Annotated in this window: 19 protein-coding genes and 1 pseudogene; 13 read left to right on the top strand and 7 right to left on the bottom strand. The window is 40.9% G+C overall.

Features of this window, described 5'->3' with window-relative positions:
- From BKL49_RS08060 to BKL49_RS08035, 6 genes and pseudogenes are all read left to right on the top strand, one after another.
- Positions 1-207, top strand: a pseudogene (locus BKL49_RS08060) (electron transport complex subunit RsxC); the annotation flags it as partial.
- 3 nt (positions 208-210) lie between these two features.
- Entirely contained in the window at positions 211-1,287 is a 1,077-nt protein-coding gene (gene rsxD / locus BKL49_RS08055; protein ID WP_077424313.1) for an electron transport complex subunit RsxD, read from the top strand.
- On the top strand, positions 1,287-1,913 hold the full coding sequence (rsxG, locus tag BKL49_RS08050; RefSeq protein WP_077424311.1) for an electron transport complex subunit RsxG: 627 nt from the start codon (positions 1,287-1,289) through the stop codon (positions 1,911-1,913). Before rsxD ends, rsxG begins: the two co-directional genes overlap by 1 nt.
- A gap of 1 nt (position 1,914) precedes the next feature.
- On the top strand, positions 1,915-2,637 hold the full coding sequence (locus tag BKL49_RS08045; RefSeq protein ID WP_077424309.1) for an electron transport complex subunit E: 723 nt from the start codon (positions 1,915-1,917) through the stop codon (positions 2,635-2,637).
- A gap of 179 nt (positions 2,638-2,816) precedes the next feature.
- A complete protein-coding gene (gene nth, locus BKL49_RS08040) occupies positions 2,817-3,452 on the top strand; it encodes an endonuclease III (protein WP_077424307.1) in 636 nt (211 codons plus the stop codon).
- A 60-nt stretch (positions 3,453-3,512) separates the two neighbouring features.
- The gene (locus BKL49_RS08035) at positions 3,513-4,880 is read left to right on the top strand and encodes a sodium-dependent transporter (protein WP_077424305.1); all 1,368 of its coding nucleotides are present in this window, start codon (positions 3,513-3,515) and stop codon (positions 4,878-4,880) included.
- Positions 4,881-4,928: 48 nt separating this feature from the next.
- Here BKL49_RS08035 and BKL49_RS08030 read toward each other — a convergent pair whose 3' ends face one another.
- The 7 genes from BKL49_RS08030 to melB form a co-directional block, all read right to left on the bottom strand.
- Positions 4,929-6,872, bottom strand: coding sequence for an ABC transporter ATP-binding protein (locus BKL49_RS08030; RefSeq protein ID WP_077424303.1), 1,944 nt, complete (start codon positions 6,870-6,872; stop codon positions 4,929-4,931).
- Positions 6,873-6,996: 124 nt separating this feature from the next.
- The gene (gene rplT / locus BKL49_RS08025) at positions 6,997-7,350 is read right to left on the bottom strand and encodes a 50S ribosomal protein L20 (protein ID WP_005596075.1); all 354 of its coding nucleotides are present in this window, start codon (positions 7,348-7,350) and stop codon (positions 6,997-6,999) included.
- Positions 7,351-7,414: 64 nt separating this feature from the next.
- Positions 7,415-7,612, bottom strand: coding sequence for a 50S ribosomal protein L35 (gene rpmI / locus BKL49_RS08020; protein ID WP_005596065.1), 198 nt, complete (start codon positions 7,610-7,612; stop codon positions 7,415-7,417).
- A gap of 214 nt (positions 7,613-7,826) precedes the next feature.
- Positions 7,827-8,324, bottom strand: a complete 498-nt coding sequence (infC, locus tag BKL49_RS08015) for a translation initiation factor IF-3 (protein ID WP_425271878.1) — start codon at positions 8,322-8,324, stop codon at positions 7,827-7,829.
- Between the two features lie 177 nt (positions 8,325-8,501).
- Positions 8,502-9,314: a D-hexose-6-phosphate mutarotase gene (locus BKL49_RS08010; protein ID WP_077424299.1), complete on the bottom strand. Its 813-nt coding sequence runs from the start codon at positions 9,312-9,314 to the stop codon at positions 8,502-8,504.
- 163 nt (positions 9,315-9,477) lie between these two features.
- The gene (locus BKL49_RS08005; protein ID WP_077424297.1) at positions 9,478-11,616 is read right to left on the bottom strand and encodes an alpha-galactosidase; all 2,139 of its coding nucleotides are present in this window, start codon (positions 11,614-11,616) and stop codon (positions 9,478-9,480) included.
- Positions 11,617-11,633: 17 nt separating this feature from the next.
- On the bottom strand, positions 11,634-13,007 hold the full coding sequence (melB, locus tag BKL49_RS08000; protein WP_077424295.1) for a melibiose:sodium transporter MelB: 1,374 nt from the start codon (positions 13,005-13,007) through the stop codon (positions 11,634-11,636).
- A 218-nt stretch (positions 13,008-13,225) separates the two neighbouring features.
- On the opposite strand from melB, the gene melR reads away from it, so the two are divergent.
- The 7 genes from melR (at position 13,226) to BKL49_RS07965 (ending at position 21,127) form a co-directional block, all read left to right on the top strand.
- Positions 13,226-14,170, top strand: coding sequence for a transcriptional regulator MelR (gene melR, locus BKL49_RS07995; RefSeq protein ID WP_077424293.1), 945 nt, complete (start codon positions 13,226-13,228; stop codon positions 14,168-14,170).
- Positions 14,171-14,201: 31 nt separating this feature from the next.
- A complete protein-coding gene (gene sfsA, locus BKL49_RS07990) occupies positions 14,202-14,918 on the top strand; it encodes a DNA/RNA nuclease SfsA (protein ID WP_077424291.1) in 717 nt (238 codons plus the stop codon).
- Between the two features lie 219 nt (positions 14,919-15,137).
- Positions 15,138-16,325: a tyrosine--tRNA ligase gene (tyrS, locus tag BKL49_RS07985; protein WP_077424289.1), complete on the top strand. Its 1,188-nt coding sequence runs from the start codon at positions 15,138-15,140 to the stop codon at positions 16,323-16,325.
- An 84-nt stretch (positions 16,326-16,409) separates the two neighbouring features.
- A complete protein-coding gene (locus BKL49_RS07980; protein ID WP_077424287.1) occupies positions 16,410-17,336 on the top strand; it encodes an aminoimidazole riboside kinase in 927 nt (308 codons plus the stop codon).
- A gap of 496 nt (positions 17,337-17,832) precedes the next feature.
- Complete coding sequence (locus BKL49_RS07975; protein ID WP_077424285.1) at positions 17,833-18,444, top strand: glutathione S-transferase N-terminal domain-containing protein; 612 nt, start codon at positions 17,833-17,835, stop codon at positions 18,442-18,444.
- A 7-nt stretch (positions 18,445-18,451) separates the two neighbouring features.
- Positions 18,452-19,906, top strand: a complete 1,455-nt coding sequence (locus BKL49_RS07970; RefSeq protein WP_077424283.1) for a glycoside hydrolase family 32 protein — start codon at positions 18,452-18,454, stop codon at positions 19,904-19,906.
- Positions 19,907-19,963: 57 nt separating this feature from the next.
- Positions 19,964-21,127 carry an MFS transporter gene (locus BKL49_RS07965; protein ID WP_077424281.1) on the top strand — a complete coding sequence of 388 codons (1,164 nt, stop codon included), beginning with the start codon at positions 19,964-19,966 and terminating at the stop codon, positions 21,125-21,127.
- Positions 21,128-21,171 lie beyond the last annotated feature (44 nt).

Below are 21,171 nucleotides of genomic sequence, written 5' to 3'. Positions count from 1 at the left end.
GCGGCAGCCATTGCCCGCGCGAAAGCGAAAAAACAGGCACAAACTAACGGAAATGCCCCTGTTGAAACCCAAAGTGCGGTAGAAAAAACGGTAGAAAATTCAACCGAACTTGCCCCGAAAAAAGCAGCGGTTGCAGCAGCCATTGCCCGCGCAAAAGCGAAAAAACAGGCTCAGGCTCAACAAAAATTAGAAGAATCTCAGGAATAAAAAATGTTTAAAATGGTCAGCTCCCCTCACACCCATTCGGGGAAATTAACGGCACGTATTATGCTGTGGGTTATCCTTGCAATGATGCCGGCTTTATTTACGCAAATTTATTATTTCGGCTTAGGTGTACTCGTTCAATCCGCTTTGGCAATTACGGTCGCCATTCTTGCGGAATTTATCGCAATAAAATTGCGTGGTAAAAAACCTCGCGCCTATCTTTCTGATTTCAGCGTGGTATTAACTGCCTTAATTTTAGCGATGGCTATTCCGCCTTATGCCCCCTATTGGATCATTATCATCGGCACGCTTTGTGCAGTATTACTTGGTAAGCATATTTACGGCGGTTTAGGACAAAATCCGTTTAACCCTGCAATGGTCGGCTATGTGGTGTTGCTTATTTCCTTTCCGTTACAAATGACCGGTTGGATGCCGCCAATTCATCTATTGCAAGAGCCGCCGACTTTCTCCGATTCAATCTCATTGATTTTTTCAGGTTTTACGACCGATGGCTTCAGCCTATCACAACTCACTCATAGTATTGACGGTATCACGCAAGCCACGCCGTTAGATAGTGCCAAAATCTTTTATGCTCGTCATCAAGCATTAGACGATTTTTATCAACTGATCAAAATGCCGATTTTTATGGGAAATGGTACAGATTTTGCACAAGGTTGGTGGCAAGTAAACATTGCCTTTTTAGTTGGCGGGATCTTCCTGATTTTAAAACGTACGATTCATTGGCAAATTCCTGTCGCAATGTTAGTAACGTTTTTCTGTTTAGCCGCCATTACTGCCCTAGCCGGCGGCACACATTTAAGCGCAATGAGCCAAATGCTAAGTGGAGCAATGATGTTCGGTGCATTTTTCATTGCAACAGATCCGGTTACCGCCTCCATTACACCACGGGGAAAAATCGTATTCGGTATGCTTGTTGGCTTACTGGTTTACCTCATTCGCTATCACGGCAATTATCCTGACGGTGTCGCATTTGCGATTTTATTAAGCAATATTTGCGTACCACTTATCGATCACTACACCCGTCCGCGTGTGGCGGGCTATAACGCAAGAGGAAAAAAATAATGGGTATAGCAAAAATCACCTCGCGCTTTGGTATGCTTTTGGGGTTAGTCGCCCTACTTTGTACGCTTATTTCAGCTGGTATTTTCTTTCTCACCAAAGAAAAAATTGATCAAGCTATGGCGACACAACAACGAGAATTGTTATTGCAAGTTATCCCTCAAGATTATTTTGATAATAATTTGGTGGAAAGTGCGGTGATTCCAAAAGATGAAAAATTGAAAGGTATTCAAAAAATTTATTTTGCCAAAAAAGAGGGGCAAATTTCGGCTTATGCCTATGAAACCACTGCGCCCGATGGATATTCGGGCAATATTCGATTGTTAGTAGGCTTGTCTCCGCAAGGGGAAGTGTTGGGCGTTCGTGTTATTGAACATCACGAAACGCCGGGTTTGGGGGATAAAATTGAGTTGCGTATTTCCGATTGGATTTTAAGTTTTACCAATCAACCGATTAACGAAAATAATTTAAACGATTGGGCGGTAAAAAAAGACGGTGGAAAATTCGATCAATTTTCCGGCGCAACCATTACACCACGCGCCATTGTAAATCAGGTTAAAAGTTCCACATTGGTAATGCTTAATCATCCATTGGTTCTCCAACAACTCGCCACCCAACAGGGGCAATAAAATGACAAATTTAACGGAAAAAACAACCGCACTTGATGAAAATATACCTCAAAGTGCGGTGAAAAATCAGACAGAAAAATCCTTATGGAAAGACATTTTTACCCAAGGTATTTGGAAGAATAATCCTGCGGTCGTGCAGTTGCTTGGGCTTTGTCCTTTATTGGCGGTTTCCGGCACGGCGACTAACGCCTTAGGCTTAGGCCTTGCCACAATGTTGGTTTTAACCTGCACGAACACGGTCATTTCACTCTTTCGCAAACACATTCCGCACGAAATCCGTATTCCGATTTATGTAATGATCATTGCCACCACCGTTACCGTGGTGCAATTATTAATGAATGCCTACACTTACACGCTTTATCAATCCCTGGGTATTTTTATTCCGCTTATCGTCACGAATTGCATTGTGATTGGTCGTGCAGAAGCCTTTGCGTCTAAAAACAGCCTTTTACATTCCACTTGGGACGGTTTTTCAATGGGATTCGGTATGGCATTGAGCCTCACTGTATTGGGTGCGCTGCGTGAAATTCTCGGACAAGGTACTTTATTTGAAGGCATTGAAAACCTTTTCGGCGAACAGGCGAAATTCCTCACCCTACATATTTACCACACCGACAGCAGTTTTTTACTCTTTATCCTGCCACCGGGTGCGTTTATTGGATTAGGATTACTCCTCGCCCTAAAAAACAGAATTGATAATTATCAACACAAAGTGAAAAAGTAACCCTTTAGCTCCGTCTAATTTGCCTGCGCGACTTAGGATTTTTAGGAAAATTTTTCTTGTCTGAGCGTAGCGAGTTAAAAATTTTCCGTTAAGAAAATCCTAACCAAGTGCAGAAAGCAAATTAGTCGGAGTGTGTTTTTGCTACTTTTTGCACAAGCAAAAAGTAGAGGAAAAAAATTATGAACCAAAAGAAAAGAATTGAAATATTAACCCGATTACGGGATCAAAATCCCCACCCAACCACCGAATTACAGTATAATTCGCCCTTTGAATTATTGATCGCAGTCATTTTATCGGCACAAGCCACCGATAAAGGGGTGAATAAAGCCACAGAAAAACTGTTTCCTGTCGCCAATACACCGCAAGCTATTTTAGATTTAGGTTTAGAGGGGTTAAAAAGCTATATCAAAACCATCGGGCTGTTTAATAGCAAAGCGGAAAATATCATCAAAACCTGCCGTGATTTAATTGAAAAACACAACGGAGAAGTACCGGAAGATCGCGCCGCTTTAGAAGCCTTAGCCGGTGTGGGCAGAAAAACCGCAAACGTGGTATTAAATACCGCATTTGGTCATCCCACCATTGCAGTGGACACCCATATTTTCCGCGTCTGCAACCGCACTCATTTTGCACCGGGTAAAGACGTGGTTAAAGTGGAAGAAAAACTGCTTAAAGTCGTGCCTGATGAATTCAAAGTGGATGTGCATCATTGGTTAATTTTGCACGGTCGCTACACTTGTGTGGCGCGCAAACCACGCTGCGGTTCGTGCATTATTGAAGATCTCTGTGAATATAAAGATAAAACCGATTATTAACTTTTTGCGTTCAAAATCCTTTATTTTCTGACCGCACTTTTGATTTAAATAGGACAAAAAATGACAACAAAAAAACAACAACGTCAAACTTGGTCGAGCCGACTAACTTATGTAATGACCGTTGCCGGTGCCACCGTGGGCTTTGGTGCAACCTGGCGATTCCCTTATCTTGTGGGTGAAAATGGCGGCGGTGCTTATGTAATGCTGTTTTGTATTGCAATGATTGTGATCGGCATTCCGATGATCTTAGTGGAAAACGTGATTGGTCGCCGTTTACGGGTAAATTCTATTGATGCTTTCGGGGACAAATTGCACGATAAGGGTATTTCTAAGTATTGGAAAATCCTTGGCTATATGGGCTTACTCGGCGCATTCGGTATTATGGCATATTATATGGTGCTGGGCGGCTGGGTGATTTCTTACATTGTCAGCCTGATAAATGGCACATTGGATATTGCCACGCCGATTACCAAAGAAGTTGCCAAAAATTTCTACGATCTCCACATTGGTAACAACCCTTGGGAAATTGCGGCTTATACCCTCTTATTCGTGATCGTAAATTACATTATTTTGGCAAAGGGCATTATTGGCGGTATCGAACGTTCGGTAAAATATCTAATGCCTTTGCTTTTTATCTTCCTGATTGGGATGGTGATCCGCAATGTTACCCTACCGGGGGCAATGGAAGGGATCACCTTCTATTTAAAACCGGATTTCAGCAAAATTACCCCTAAACTCTTTATTTTTGTGTTAGGACAAGTGTTCTTCGCCCTCAGTCTCGGCTTTGGCGTGCTTATCACCTTATCCAGCTACTTAAACAAAGAAGAAAATCTGATTCATACCGCAATCATCACGGGTTTTACCAACACCATCATTGCCGTATTGTGCGGTTTTATGATTTTCCCCTCCCTCTTCACTTTTGGAATTGAGCCGAACGCAGGGCCAACCTTAGTATTCCAAAGTTTACCGATTGTGTTCTCACACCTATGGGCAGGCAAATTCTTTGCGATTATTTTCTTCGGCTTATTGCTTATCGCGGCTCTTACCACCTCTCTAACCATTTATGAAGTGATTATCACCGCATTACAGGAAAAACTGAGAATGCGCCGTGGCAAAGCCATTGCCCTCACTTTAGGCGGAATTTTCTTACTTGGTAACCTACCTTCTATTTTAGGTGATAGCCTTTGGAAAAACGTCACCTTCTTTGGTAAAAGTATTTTTGATACCTTTGATTTTGTCAGCGGTAATATTCTCTTTATGCTCACCGCACTTGGCTGTGCCGTTTTTGTCGGTTTTGTGCTAAAAGACGAAGCTAAAAAAGAACTTTCACCAACACCTGATTCTACATTTACAAAAGTTTGGTTTAACTATGTAAAATTTGTTGTACCGATCATTATTTTGGTGATTTTCCTCAGTAATTTATTTTAACTGACAAAAAAACCGAGCTTTTGCTCGGTTTTCTTTTTTAAACTCACTTTACTTCGCTTCTGCCTGATTTTTCTTTTCCTCCAATTCCTCCCAACGTAAAAAAGCAGTTTCAAGTTCGGCTTCTATATCGGCAAGGGATTTTAATTTCACATCAGTGATCTCGTGAGGCTGTTGAAAGAAAGACGGTTCAGCAACCTCCGCTTGAAGTGCGGTCAATTTTTCTTCTAATTCTTCCAATAATTGTGGAAGTTGCTCCAATTCACGTTGCTCTTTATAAGAAAGTTTTACCGCTTTGGGTTTAGAAGTGCGGTCATTTTTAACAATGTTTTCTTGTGGTTTCGCTTCTGTTTTTTTATTCTGAGCCTGCTCTTTTTGTTCGGCTTTTAAGGCAAAATAATTTGCCTGCTGTTGTTTTGCATCAAAGAAGCCGCCCACATATTTATTCAACACGCCATTTCCCTCAAACATATAACATTCCGTTGCCGTGTTATCGATAAATTGACGATCGTGGCTCACAATTAACAATGTGCCTTGATAATCTGTCAGAATTTCCTCTAATAATTCCAAGGTTTCCACATCCAAATCATTGGTCGGTTCATCTAGAATCAGTAAATTATTTGGTTTCAACAATAATTTTGCCAACAATAAACGATTACGCTCACCACCGGATAAGGCTTTCACCGGTGTCATCGCACGCTTTGGCGGAAATAAAAAATCTTGCAAATAACCTAATACGTGGCGTTTCACCCCATTCACTTCAATATCTTGTTTACCGTCTGCAACATTATCCATTACGGTTTTCTCAGGATCCAGATCGGCACGATATTGATCAAAATAAGCAATGTCTAACTTTGTCCCACAACGAATTTTACCGCTTGTCGGTTGAATTTCGCCAAGCAATAGCTTGATAAAGGTTGTTTTACCACAGCCGTTTGCGCCGACTAAGGCAATTTTATCGCCACGTAAAATAGTGGTACTAAAATCCTTCAATAATTGTTTGCCGGCAACTTCGTAGCTTACGTTTTCCATTTCAAATACGATTTTACCGGAACGGCTTGAGGTATCGAGCTGTAATTTCGCCGCCCCAATTACTTCTCGGCGTTGTCGGCGTTCTTCCCGCATTGCTTTCAATGCTCTCACCCGCCCTTCGTTACGGGTTCGGCGGGCTTTAATGCCTTGACGAATCCAAACTTCTTCTTGCGCCAATTTTTTGTCAAATAATTCATTTTGAAGGGCTTCTACCCGTAAATTTTCTTCTTTTGTGGTGAGATACAAATCATAGTTGCCCGGATAAGAAACCAATTGCCCGCGATCCAAATCCACAATGCGGGTTGCCATTTTGCGAATAAACGAACGGTCGTGAGAAATAAAAACAATACTGCCGTTAAATTCTAATAAGAAATTTTCCAGCCATTCAATGGCTTCTACATCCAAATGGTTAGTCGGTTCATCCAACAATAAAACATCAGGATCACACACCAAAGCCCGTGCCAATGCCGCTTTACGCAACCAACCACCGGAAAGTGCGGTCAATTTTGTATTTGGATTTAATCCTAATTTGAGTAACACTTCATTTATCTTATTTTCAAATCGCCAACCATCTGCATATTCCAATTTGTTTTGAACCTGCTCAAGCCGATTTAAAATTTGGTCGCTATAATTTTCTTCCAGTTGAAGGGAAATATGGTGATATTCTTTTAAGAGATCCGTTAAATGCCCCACGCCTTCCGCCACATAATCAAACACATTGCCTTCAGCATTACGGGGCGGATCTTGTTCCAAACGGGAAACCACTAAATCTTTTTCATACTGAATTTTGCCATCATCCAAGACGACATCACCGGCAATAATTTTCAGTAATGTTGATTTACCCGCACCATTTCGCCCAACCAAACAAACCCGTTCATTAGGTTCGATATGTAACTCGGTATGATCCAATAACGGTGCATCACTAAAAGAAAGGTAACCATTTGTTAAGCTAATTAATGCCACAATAACCTCGTAAAAAATTCAACTAAAAACAACCGCACTTTTATGCGATTCAGAAATGCGAAAGAAAGATAACGATAAGAAAAAAGGACGCCTTTCAGCGTCCTCATTCTCTAAACTTTAAAAATTAAAGTGCAGATTTTGCTTTTTCAACCAATGCAGCAAAAGCCACTTTGTCGAATACGGCGATATCGGCAAGGATCTTACGATCGATTTCAACAGACGCTTTTTTCAAACCGTTGATGAATTTGCTGTAAGATAAACCGTTTTGACGAGCCGCTGCGTTGATACGTGCAATCCATAATTGACGGAATTGACGTTTACGTTGACGGCGGTCACGATATGCATATTGACCGGCTTTAATTACCGCTTGGAAAGCAACGCGATACACGCGTGAACGCGCACCATAATAACCTTTAGCAGCCTTAAGAACTTTCTTATGGCGTGCTCTTGCAATAACACCACGTTTTACACGAGCCATTATTTAATCTCCTATGTAATATTTTACTAAATGAACTAATCGTACGTTTTGCTTAAATAACGGCTTATGCGTATGGTAAGCAAGCTACTACTAAAACTTGGTCTGCTTTCGCAACCATTGATTTATGACGTAAATGACGTTTACGTTTAGTTGTTTTTTTAGTCAAAATATGACGTAAGTGAGATTGTTTACGCTTGAAACCACCTGAAGCAGTTTTTTTGAAGCGCTTAGCTGCGCCGCGTACTGTTTTGATTTTAGGCATTGTTAAAATAACTCCGCATTTTTCGTTTAAAACAAGATAATCAGGCGAACTTAAACGTTACTTGGAGGCACTGATTATTTCCACCAATAGGCAAATTAAATTGCCCTTTCAAAAGCAGTTAGGCTGCGTAGTTTGCCTAACCTGCAGTTGTCTTTTCATCTTAATACATCAGAATGAAAAGATTTTATCGATGCCGAAACATCGATAAAAATTCTTATTTTTTCTTCGGTGCTAACACCATAACGGCTTGACGACCTTCCAATTTACCCGGTGCAGATTCCACAACCGAAATCTCGGCTAAATCATTTTTCACACGTTCCAAGACATCTAAACCGATATTTTGGTGCGCCATTTCACGCCCACGGAAACGCACAGTGATTTTAGCTTTATCGCCATCTTCCAAGAAACGGATAAGGCTACGTAATTTAACTTGATAGTCACCTTCGTCTGTACCCGGACGGAATTTTATTTCCTTCACTTGTACGACTTTTTGTTTTTTCTTCTGCTCTTTGGCGGTTTTACTTTTTTCGTAAAGGAATTTACCGTAGTTCATAATGCGACAAACCGGCGGTTCGGCATTTGGGCTAATTTCAACAAGATCAAGCTCTGCTTGCTCCGCCATATCTAGCGCCTGTTGAATAGAAACAATGCCTGCCTGTTCACCATCTTGGTCAATTAAACGAACTTCTTTGACACGAATTTCATCATTAATGCGATTCGGGCGATTTACTGCCGGTGCTTTTTTTACGGTTTTAATAATCGTATTCCTTCTATTGATTTCAGTAAAAACCTTTTACCCACAAGGCAAAAGATTGCAAATTTTATTGCCCATAGCAACGAGCAAAAACAGCGGGATTTTATAGTATCCACCAATTTTATGCAACAAAATTTAACCGTTTACACCAATTTCTACGCTGATACTTTCACCAAACGTCAATAATTGATGAATACGTGCGGTTTCCACACACACCATATTCAAATATGCCTTCTCGCTCATTGCACTTGTGGCTTTATGCCAAGGATTCCACAGTACAATTTGGCTGGCATTATGATGTTGTAATTCAATAGTACGTTGAAATGCCTCATCAATAATTTGATTTTGTGTGTTATCCACCGAATAAATACAATCTACATTTTCACCAATACGGCGTGGAGACGGCACATTTTCCTGTGTTTGGGTCAAGCTGTTAAAACAAGTTTCCGGTAAATTTGCCACTTCCACCTGCGTAATATCGCCGACATTAAAATAACTATGCAATGCCACCTGTGCCGGCTGCTCGCCATAATGCGTGAAAGTGACTTGGCATTTATCGGAAAACGCCATCTCAACTTTCGCTTCAATAATGTTTAAATCGGAAAATAATTCAAATTCCAACCGCACTTTTTCTGCCGAAATCGCATACCGACTTAAATTCCATAAACGAATCCGAGCCGTACCGTGTGCAGGCTGTTTAGCACTTCCAAACCAAGGATAACAAAGGGGAATTCCACCACGAATCGCCGACCCCGTTTGAAAAGGCTCAATTTCACTCAACCATAACACATCCCGTTCAACACCTTTTGGCGTCCAACTTAATAATTGCGCACCTTGCAGGGCAATTTTTGCCGAACCAATATCGTGCTCTAAATGCAAAACGGGAATTTCATTGTGTTGAACTAAATAAAGCTCGGGAGTAAGTTTTTTAAATAACGTTATTTTCATATTTTACCTACTATTACGATTAAAAAAGAGCGTACAAGATATTTAGCCATATAAATTTAAGTGTTTGACTAAATCTCGTCAATCATCTCATCGTCAAATCTCTTTAAAACCAATACGCTTAAAGCAATAAAGCACGGTTAAATTTAACCGCACTTTGAGTTCGCTATAATTTATTAAATGTCAGTAACATCGCATTTTGAGGATCTAATACGGGAATAGTTAATCCAGCCTTAGCAAGCCATTCACCACGAATCGTAACCAATTTTTCATCAAAGCAATCTCGAAGCCATTGTGGAAAAATTTTCATTAAATGTCCGGCTTTACCTTCTCGAATATACTCGGGAATGGCAACGACATTCACTTGATAATAAGCATTAGTATTCAAGTATGGCACTCGAAGCTTGCCCATCTGCTTGTAATCCGGCATATCGGATTGGCTAATCAACACAACCGCTTGTGACTTATCTTTTGCCACAACACCATGCAAAATAGTGTTTGGTTCGTGATAATCAAGACGGAAAACATCACCACTATGCAATAATGGACGAAGTTGTTTGTGCAATGCAATATATTTCGCAAAGCCTACGCGTTCTTCCTCGCTTTCCCTAACAGGATCAAGCTCTACTCCCATGTGACCAAATAAAGCCGTTAAACCACGATAATCAATAGAAAAACGGCGCTGTGTAGTTTGGCAAGGTGAACTGCCGATATGCGCCCCGATGACTTCCGGTGGATAAAAATAACTCATACCGCGGTGGATTTGTTGACGGGTGAAAACATCAATATTATCCGATGGCCAAAAACGCTGTGAACGTTTAAGTATTTCATAATCCACGCGTCCCCCTCCTGAGGAACAACTTTCGATTTCCACATTCGGATAGCGTTTTTGCAACTCATCAAATAAACGATAAGCTGCTTTTGTTTGTTCCGTTAGGGCGGCACGTCCGCTACTTCCCGGTTGGACAAGGCGACGATTATGATCCCATTTAATGTAGTCAATATCATGATGACCAAGCAACCAGTCCATACGTTCAAGCAAATAATTAAATACCGCCGGCTTGGTGAGATCCAGCACATACTGATGACGCTCTTCAGGCTGATCATATCCCTCTAGTTGTAATAGCCAATCCGGATGGGCTTGATACAGTTTGGTCGGTTTATTCACCATCTCTAATTCCACCCAAATGCCAAATTGCATACCAAGTTTTTTTACCGTACTGATCACTTCATCTAAACCATTTGGGTATTTTTCTTCATCCAAATACCAATCACCTAACCCACAAAAATCATCATTACGGCCAATAAACCAACCATCATCAATAATAAAACGTTCCACTCCCATCTCTGCCGCTTTTTTTGCCATAGCAATAATATGAGCCGGTTGATGATGAAATGTTACACCTTCCCAAATATTTAAATGTACCGGACGGTCTTTATGTACAAAATGAAGAATATGTTCACGCACATGATGATGAAATTGACGTGACATACCATTCAATCCTTCGTCCGAATACACCGAATACACCCACGGAGTACTATGACTTTCCCCTTGTTTCAATTGAATCTCCCCCGGGAAATAAAGATTTTCCAATTGAGCAAAACGGCGACCATCAATCAACACATCGGCACGAATACGATGATTTCCTGACCAAGCAAGATGGAACCCCCACACTTTGCCTTGCTGTTGGCTAAAATGTGGTGTACCGATAATCAGGTTAGGCGCATATTCGTGAGAAGTCCGTCCATGACGATTTTCTTGTGTAAATGCGCCATGTTTAAGTGATAGGCGATTTTCATGAAGTTCACGACACCAGCGACCATAGAAACTCAATACTTCATCGGCATATTCCGGCACGGGTAAGGTAACCGCTAAACGATTAACGGTAAATTCGCCCTCGCCTAAATTCGTTAAGGTGTTACGAAATTTAAACACGCCATTTTCATCAGTTTCAATTTCTGCTTTAAATCCTAATTTTGCAATGGAGTCTTCCATTTCTAACACTAAAGTGCGGTCAGTTTTGATAATGTTTTTCGTCACAAATACCGGCGCCCAATCATAGCCGTCACGATGCCCTTCCACACCAGCAACACCAAAATAACCTCGCCCATTTTCAGCCGCTAAAGTAATCGGAATATCAATATCCAAACTCCCATTTGCCACACCTCGTTCAATGCTTATAACATCGGTTTCGGTAATTTCATCGAATGCTAAACATTTGCCAAAATAAAGGATCTCCGCAGGTTCTGTGCGTAAAATCAAATCGGTATCTTTGCTTTGTAAACGAACTAATTGTGAAGTCATAATCAATCCTCTTGATGTTAATTTTCAACTTTACGATATTTGTCTAGTAAGGTGATGTTTACTTTGGCAAGTAAATCACCATGTAATTTGTAATAACGGAAGTACACAAATAATTTGATGGCATAGAAGAAAATTGGCAAGCCGATCATAATTACTTTCATCCAGAACAAGGTGGTTTCGCTTTGTGGTGCGTTTGGTACATAATCAATCGCAGTTAATAATATGCCGATTAAGAAAGCAGACACCGCAGAACCGGCTTTCACCACCATGGTTTGTACCGCATACGCAATACTCTCGGAACGAATACCCAGTTTATATTCACCATAATCCACAGTATCCGCCACCATAATCACCTGTAAAGTCCAAAACAACGCACTGCCAATTTGCATAAAGATACCGGCAAGAATAATCAAGAAAATACTGTGATGATCCGCAAGACCGGTATAAGCCAAAATCGAACAACTCATGATGGAACTTACCGAAATACTGATCCATAAAGTACGGCGGGAAAAGATTTTTGCTAGGCGGGCAAACAAGATGATAATCGCAAGATTCGCAATACCGGCATAAGACATGTAGTAAGGGAACATTTCTTTATCACCGACTACATAAGTAAAATAATAAATAGCAAAACCTGAAATAATGTTGCCAGCAATGTTGTAACAAAGTGCCATAATAAGCAGGCTTGAAAGCTGATCATTACGCGGAATAAGTGATACCAACGTTTTAAGCGGTACTTTTTTCAGTACTTCGCCCGTTTCAATCGCATCGGAAGAGTATTTTTCTTTAACATTTACAAGCGTAATGATGGTCGAAACAACAAAAAAAGTGATGATCACCAAAGTGAACATTCTGAATCCAAAGCCTTTATCATCGCCCCCAACCGAGTCCACAAACGGCATACATGCACCAGCAGTAACAAATCCGGCAAGGCTTGCAAAAAAACGAGGATAAGGCACAAGTTCTTCGCGTTCCCTTTGATCAAGCGTTAAAGTCGGTGTAAGCGACCAAAACGGAATATCCATTAGGGTATAAGTCATTCCCCATAGAATATAAGTTATCGCAATATAAACGATGAGTGCAGTACCGGAAAAATAATCGGCACAAAAAAGTGAGAAAAGCGAAACGGAATTAAGAATCGTACCAATTAGAATCCAAGGTTTAAATTTTCCCCAACGTGATCGCGTATTATTTACAATCCACCCCATAATAGGATCATTTAACGCATCCCATACACGTGCAACCATAAAGATCGTCCCTACAATTGCACCGGATACGCCCAATACATCAGTGTAATAATACATCAGATACATATATACAATGCCAATAGCAAAATCTTTGCCATAAGCGCCCAAGCCAAAACTGATCTTGGTTTTCATTGATAAACTCATAATGAACTCCTTAATTACTCTCCTTTAACATCATCATGGCAAAAGCAGAATAATTTTCCTATATCGTTTTCTCATACAAAATTCCTGAAAACTCATTTTATGAGATCTTGATATTAAAAAATGAGATTTCAGGAAAAACTGCTAAGAAAATAGGAATAAATTAAAAAATTCGCTATAATTCCAGCGCACTTTGATTGATAATGCTTAATCGATAATATATGAAACCTGAAGATCTGGCTTTAGGGGATTTTGATTCGGAAGATTCCCTTGGTAGCAAAACAACCAGCCCGCTTTCTTTACCTTTAGAAAAACAATCACTCCGAGTAAAACTTTGGCAACCACCGGTAAATATGCCCGCTCACCACTGGCACGGACATATTGAGATTAATATTCCCTTTAACGGCGATGTGGAATATTTCTATAATGGTTCGCTACTTACCATTAAAGAAAATCATATTGCCGCTTTTTGGGCTTCTATCCCACACAGTTTAGTCAATCGACAAAATTGTACAAAAATGGCAGTAATTGATATTCCTATTCACCAATTTCTTTCTTGGAAACTATCGAATAATCTTGTTACCCACATTACACACGGCGTGGTAATTCAATCTCAAAATACCGCCCTTGCTGGAGATTTTGAAATTACCCGTTGGGAAAACGAACTGGAAAAAAATGATAACAATCGCAATCAGTTGGTTTACAACGAAGTACAATTATTGCTAAAACGATTAGAGCTTGATGGTTGGGAAGTACTCGCAAAAGCTCACTACGAACCCAATTTAGGCGGAAAATCTTCGCGTCATACGCAACATTATGTTATTGAAATGCTCAACTACATCGGCAGCCATTTCAATCAAGCCTTGACGGTTTCACAAGTGGCTAATGCGGTCGGTTTAAATACGAATTATGCAATGGGGCTTTTTCAAAACATAATGCAATTAACCATTAAGCAATACATCACGATGATGCGCATTAACCATGCAAAAGCCTTATTAAGTGATACCGATAAAACAATGCTGGATATTTCACTCACGGCAGGTTTTAATTCGCTTAGTCGATTTTATGAAAATTTCCAAAAATACACCGGCTCATCACCGATGAGCTATCGTAAAAAAATGAGAGGTAATATGTCAATTCAGCGCTCCTCTTACGAAAACGGGTGAAAAACTCACCGCACTTTTTATAAGGAATTTTATGCTACTCCCTATGCTACAATCTGCAAAATTAATTCGCCGCTATAAACGCTTTCTTGCCGATATTGAATTACCAAACGGCGAGGTAATGACAATTCACTGCGCCAATACAGGGGCAATGACAGGCTGTGGAGAAAAAGGCGATATCGTGTGGTATTCCCATTCCAACAACCAAACCCGCAAATATCCGCATTCTTGGGAACTCACCCAACTAGCCAACGGACAACTTTGTTGCATTAATACACACCGTTCTAACCAACTTGTCTTTGAAGCATTGCAGAATAAGCAAATCAAAGAGTTAGCTATGTATGATGAAATTTATCCTGAAGTGAAATACGGGGAAGAAAATAGCCGTATTGATTTCTTACTGAAAGGAAAAGATTTACCTGATTGTTATGTGGAAGTGAAATCAATTACCTTGGTAAAAGACGAATTAGGTATGTTCCCCGATGCCGTCACCACACGCGGGCAAAAACACGTACGTGAATTATTGGCGATGAAAAAGCAAGGACACCGCGCAGTGGTACTTTTTGCTGGATTGCATAATGGTTTTAATCGTTTCAAAATCGCCGAATACATTGACCCTGAATATGATCGACTCTTGAAAGACGCAATGAAACAAGGTGTAGAAGCCTATGCCTACGCCGGAAAATTTGATATTTCAGAGGGTGTTCCAACCGCACTTTTTTTGACAAATGCGGTGGATTATATTAAATAGTTTTTGAGAATTATTTTCATCTAATTATTGACTTTATTATTGCGAATTATTATCATCTAAGCATTCCAATAACAACAGTGCTTCTTCATTTAAAGTATGCACAAGATAATCACTCCAACATTCCCGCCTATTTCCCCACAAATAGGCGTTTTTTTTATTCACAAATCATTCAGAATCCCTATAATAATGCCTTTCAAAAAAACACAGCAGGAAATAAAGATGACTGATATTAATACCGTTCTCGCGGAACTTAAACGCGGTACTGATGAGATTCTTTCAGAAGCCGATTTAATCGAAAAACTGAAAGAAAATCGCCCGTTAAAAGTAAAATTAGGTGCCGATCCCACTGCGCCGGATATTCACTTAGGGCATACGGTGGTGTTAAATAAATTACGCCAATTCCAACAACTTGGTCACGATGTTTATTTCTTAATCGGCGATTTCACCGGTATGGTGGGCGATCCTTCCGGTAAAAATACAACACGTCCTCCGCTTAGTCGTGAAGATGTGCTACGCAATGCAGAAACCTACAAAGAACAAATTTTCAAAATTCTTGATCCGCAAAAAACCAAAATTGTCTTCAATTCCGAATGGTTGGGTAAATTAGGCACGGAAGGAATGATTCGTTTGGCAAGCAATTATACGGTTGCACGAATGTTAGAACGTGATGATTTCAAAAAACGTTTTTCCAATAATCAACCTATCGCCATTCACGAATTTATTTATCCGCTATTGCAAGGTCACGATTCCGTTGCTTTAGATGCCGATGTGGAATTAGGCGGCACAGACCAAAAATTCAATTTATTAGTTGGACGTGAATTGCAAAAATCTGCCGGCAAAAAACCACAAGTCGCCATCACCCTTCCGCTTTTAGTCGGCTTAGACGGCGAGAAAAAAATGTCCAAATCCCTTGGCAATTATATTGGTGTAACCGAAGCACCAAACGAAATGTTTGGTAAAGTAATGTCTATTTCCGATGACTTAATGTGGGATTGGTACAATCTGCTTTCTTTCCGTCCGTTAAGCGAAATTGCGCAGTTAAAAGCAGAGGTTGAAAACGGCAAAAATCCACGTGATGTAAAAATTCTGCTCGCGAAAGAATTAATCGCCCGTTTCCACGATGAAGCGGCAGCCAATGCAGCAGAACAAGCATTTATCAATCGTTTCCAAAAAGGCGCAATGCCGGATGAAATGCCGGAATTTACCTTTGCCGGTGAAATCGGTTTGGCAACCTTGTTAAAAGAAGCCGGTTTAGTATCTTCCACTTCCGAAGCCATTCGTGCCGCACAACAAGGTGGCGTGAAAATTAATGGTGAAAAAGTAGATGATGTGCGAGCCAACGCACCAGAAGGCACAAATATTTACCAAGTGGGTAAACGTAAATTTGCCCGCGTGACGGTGGAATAAAAAACATAAATAAAAATGACCGCACTTTCTCCAAAGAGCGGTCATTTTTCAGAGCGATCTCAAGAGATTTAAAAAGGAAAAACAATGAGTCAAAAAATTTGGGTAACCGGTGATGCCGTGGTGGATTTGATTCCGGACGGTGAAAATCATTATTTACGTTGTGCCGGCGGTGCGCCTGCCAATGTGGCGGTGGGTGTAGCACGTTTAGGCAGTCAAAGTGCCTTTATTGGTCGCGTGGGAAATGATCCTCTCGGTCAATTTATGCAAGAAACCTTGAACGCTGAAAACGTGGATACCAAACATATGATTTTAGATCCGCAACATCGCACTTCAACTGTCGTGGTTGGCTTAGATAATGGCGAACGTAGCTTCACCTTTATGGTGAATCCGAGTGCGGATCAGTTCTTACAAACCACTGATTTACCCCCATTCCAAGCCGGTGAATGGTTACATTGTTGCTCTATCGCCCTCATCAATAATCCATCACGAGAAGCCACTTTTGAAGCCATTCGCCGTATTAAAGCCGCCGGCGGATTTTTCTCATTCGATCCAAACCTACGCGAATCCCTTTGGGCAAGTTTGGAAAAAATGAAAAGCGTGGTAATGGAAGCCGTTACCCTTGCCGATGTATTGAAATTCTCAGAAGAAGAACTCACACTCTTAACCAATACCGATAGCCTTGAAAAAGCTTTCGATAAAATCACCGCACTTTATCCTGAAAAATTGATTATTGTCACCCTAGGCAAAGACGGGGCGTTGTATCATCTTTCCGGTAAAAAAGAGGTAGTTGCCGGTAAAGCCTTAAAACCGGTGGATACCACGGGTGCAGGTGATGCCTTTGTAGGCGGCTTATTGGCTGGACTTTCTCAACATCCAGATTGGAAAATGAATGAAGTGTTGGTACAAATTATCCGCCAAGCCAATGCCTGTGGTGCATTAGCGACCACCGCAAAAGGCGCAATGTCCGCACTCCCGAACAAAGCTCAGTTGGCAGAATTTTTAGCTAATTGACATTTGCATTACAAAAAGTGAAAAAATTTTGTGAAAAATAACCACACTTTCCCCGCCTCCGCCTACGGCACCTCCATCCGTAAACAGAGAGAGGGAAAGAAAATTGGGTATTTTTAAACATCTCACGCAAGTTACCTTCGCACCCTCCGTTTACGGAGGGTGCCGGGCGTAGTCCTGAGGGTAGGATTGCAACATAGTTGCAAAAAATTTGGCGAAAAATAACCGCACTTTTCCCTCCTTTCGCCTTCGGCACCTCAATCCACAAACGGAGAAAAGGGAGGGAGATTAGGTATTTTTAATCTCACGTTATAAAAAATTTTGCTGTATTTCGTTATAACCACACAAAACCCCAATAACGTGATCGTAGAGACGCGACGCTCGCGTCCTTGCCAAAAAGCGGATAATTTAAATGAATTAATATTAAGGACACCGGCATTCTTACCCCGAAATCAAATAACCATTTCACTCATTGCACCAATATGTTAAGGAGTTTTCGATGAAACTATGGTATTCCACCACCAGCCCTTACGCCCGAAAAGTCACTGCGGTCGTTCACTATCATCAACTGCAAAATAAAATTGAATTTCTGCAAGCCACCAGCGGATTAGATAAAAATTCCCCCCACAATCAAGACAATCCCCTTGGTCGCCTACCCGCTCTACAACTTGAAAACGGTGAATGGTTGTACAATAGTTCATTAATTGCCGAATATCTTGATCACTTAGGCGCACAGCCTTCACTTTATGGCAGTGGTGAACAGCGTTGGCAAATTTTGCGTTTACATTATTTAGCCGATGGTATTTTAGAAAATGAGATTTCCGTCATTCCGGAAAAACGTGCGCGTCCTCAAAATGAATGGTGGCAGGATCGCCACGCACAAATCTTCCAACGTACGGCAAAAAGCCTTATCGAACTGCAAAAATCCATTGAGTTTTTTGGTGATGAATTAAATATCGGCACGCTAAATGCAGTATGTGCCATTGATTTTCTGCTTTTCCGTGATAGTTGGACGCACGCCACAAAACATTCCGCCATTGAGCCATTAACATTATGGGCGGAAAAAATGAATCATCGCTACCCTTGTTTAACCGAAACTTACCCAAAATAGGATCACTATGATTATCTTCAATAACGGCAAATACAAAAGTATTCTGGCTGCAGAAGCGGGCGAACTTGAGTCAGTACGCCAATGCGTGGAAAGTGATAAAAACTTCTACCCTGTTTATCACCTTGCACCACCAACGGGATTATTAAATGATCCAAATGGCTTGATTTTTGACGGTGAAAAATATCACCTTTTTTATCAGTGGTTTCCTTTTGATGCCTTACACGGAATGAAACACTGGAAACATTTTATTACCCGTGATTTTCAAACCTATCAAGCTGCCGATGATTTAATTCCCTGCGAATTATTTGAATCCCACGGTTGCTATTCCGGCGGAGCATTAAAAGTAGGCGATAAATTGGCTATGTTCTATACCGGCAATACCCGCCGACCAAGCGATAACCAACGTGTGCCTTATCAAAATTTGGCGATTTTTGATTTAAACGGCAAACTCATTAGCAAACGCCCGCTCATCGAAAATGCCCCACAAGGTTATACGGAACACGTGCGCGATCCCAAACCTTACTTCACTCAAAATGGAAAAATCCGCTTTGTGTGTGGCGCGCAACGTGAAAATCTCACCGGCACCGCCATTATTTTTGAAATGAATAACTTGGAAGATACGCCCCGTTTAGTGGGGGAACTGTCCATTCCTGATTTCAACAATCAAAACGTGTTTATGTGGGAATGTCCCGATTTACTGAAATTAGGCGATAAAGATATTTTTGTCTGGTCGCCACAAGGCAAAGATCGTGAAGCCCATCAGTTCCAAAACAATTATCACGCCACTTACGCGCTTGGTAGATTAAACGGTAATATTTTGGAAACCCAATCCATTGCCGAACTCGATCAAGGCTTTGACTTCTACGCCCCACAAACTTTTGGAGGCTTAGATAATCAACAAAGCACGATAATGTTTGGCTGGATTGGTCTGCCGGATTTAACCTACCCGACCGACAAATTCAAATGGCATTCTGCATTAACAATGCCACGGGAAATTCGCCTTGAAAATAACCGTTTATATCAACGCCCAATCAAAAAAATCTATGAAAATATGACCGCACTTTCTCCGCTAACCTTGCAAGGAAAAACGGTGATTCAAGATTTAGATCGGGCTTATTTGAAATTTAATGCACAAAATCAGCCGTTCAAACTGGATTTCTTTACCAACGAAAAAGGCGAAACCCTAAGTTTGTCTTATAAAGACGGCTTGGTTTGTTTAGACAGAACGCACTCTGTCCAAACAGAATTAATGGAAAAATTTGGCGCACAACGTTATTGCGAAGTGAGAGAACTCCATTGCGTGGAAATTTTCTTTGATCGCTCTATTATGGAAATTTTCTTCAATCACGGGGAAAAAGCGATGACTTCACGCTTCTTTATTGAAAAGAGGGAGAATGTTGTCATCACAAAGGGCATATCAAATATTGAAATCGGTTTTCCAAAACCCATTCAGTACATTTAATTAAAAATTGGGTTCTATCCATTTGGCAGAACCCAATAAATCAAAACTAAAATCACGATGATAAAAAAACAACCTTATCCGCAAAATCTTGTTGCCTTTAACTTTCTTCTTATCGCCTTTCTCACCGGCATCGCCTCCGCATTTCAAACGCCGACTTTAAGCCTCTTTCTTTCACAGGAAATTCAGGTTTCACCGTTTTTTGTGGGCTTGTTTTACTCCGTCAATGCCACCATCGGCATTATTCTCAGCCAAATATTGGCAAAATATTCCGACCGACAAGAAGATCGCCGAAAAATAATGATTTATTGCTGTTTAATTGCCGTTGTCGGCTGCCTTTTATTTGCCTATAACCGTCATTACACGGTTTTGATTTTACTCGGCACAACACTGCTTGGATTAGGATCGGCAGCTAATCCCCAATCTTTCGCCTTAGCACGGGAATATACGGAAAGTGCCAATAAAGAGGCGGTGATGTTCAGCACCATTATGCGAACGCAAATTTCCCTTGCGTGGATTGTCGGCCCGCCGCTCTCATTTTTTATCGCACTAAACTGGGGCTTTGATTATATGTATTTAGTGGCAGGATCGGCATTTTTGCTTTGTGCCGGTGTCAGCCGATTGTTACCTAAAATTCCACGCCAAAGTGCGGTCAAAAAATCCGATGTTTTAGCCACACCACCAAGAAAAAGTGTGATGTATCTGTTTATCGCCAATTTACTTTTGTGGACTTGCAACAGTATGTATTTAATCAATATGCCGTTATTTGTCATTCACGAATTACACCTAAGCAAAGAACTTGCCGGCACATTAATGGGAACGGCAGCAGGCTTAGAAATTCCGGTAATGCTTATCGCCGGTTATCTCACCCAATATTTCACCAAGAAAAAGCTGATTGCCTTCGCATTATTTGCCGGTTTTGTCTTTTACCTCGCAATGTTATTCGCCACCCAAACGTGGCAATTAGTCGCATTACAATTACTCAATGCAATTTTTATCGGCATTGTCGCCACCCTTGGTATGGTTTATTTCCAAGATTTAATGCCAACCCAAATGGGATCGGCGACCACCCTTTTTAGCAATGCCGCCAAAGCCAGCTGGGTTATCGGCGGCCCACTTGCCGGCATCATTGCAGAAATTTGGCATTACAATTCGGTATTTTATGTTGCCACGGTATTCATTCTGATCAGTCTGTTTTGCTTAAAAAAAGTGAAATCCGTATGACATATTCCCCGCTTACTCAGGCAACAAAAACAGGATAAAATAAC

The sequence above is a fragment of the Rodentibacter myodis genome, from assembly GCF_001999305.1.
In the GTDB taxonomy this organism is placed as follows: domain Bacteria; phylum Pseudomonadota; class Gammaproteobacteria; order Enterobacterales; family Pasteurellaceae; genus Rodentibacter; species Rodentibacter myodis.
This window is presented reverse-complemented; position numbering and strand designations above follow the sequence as displayed.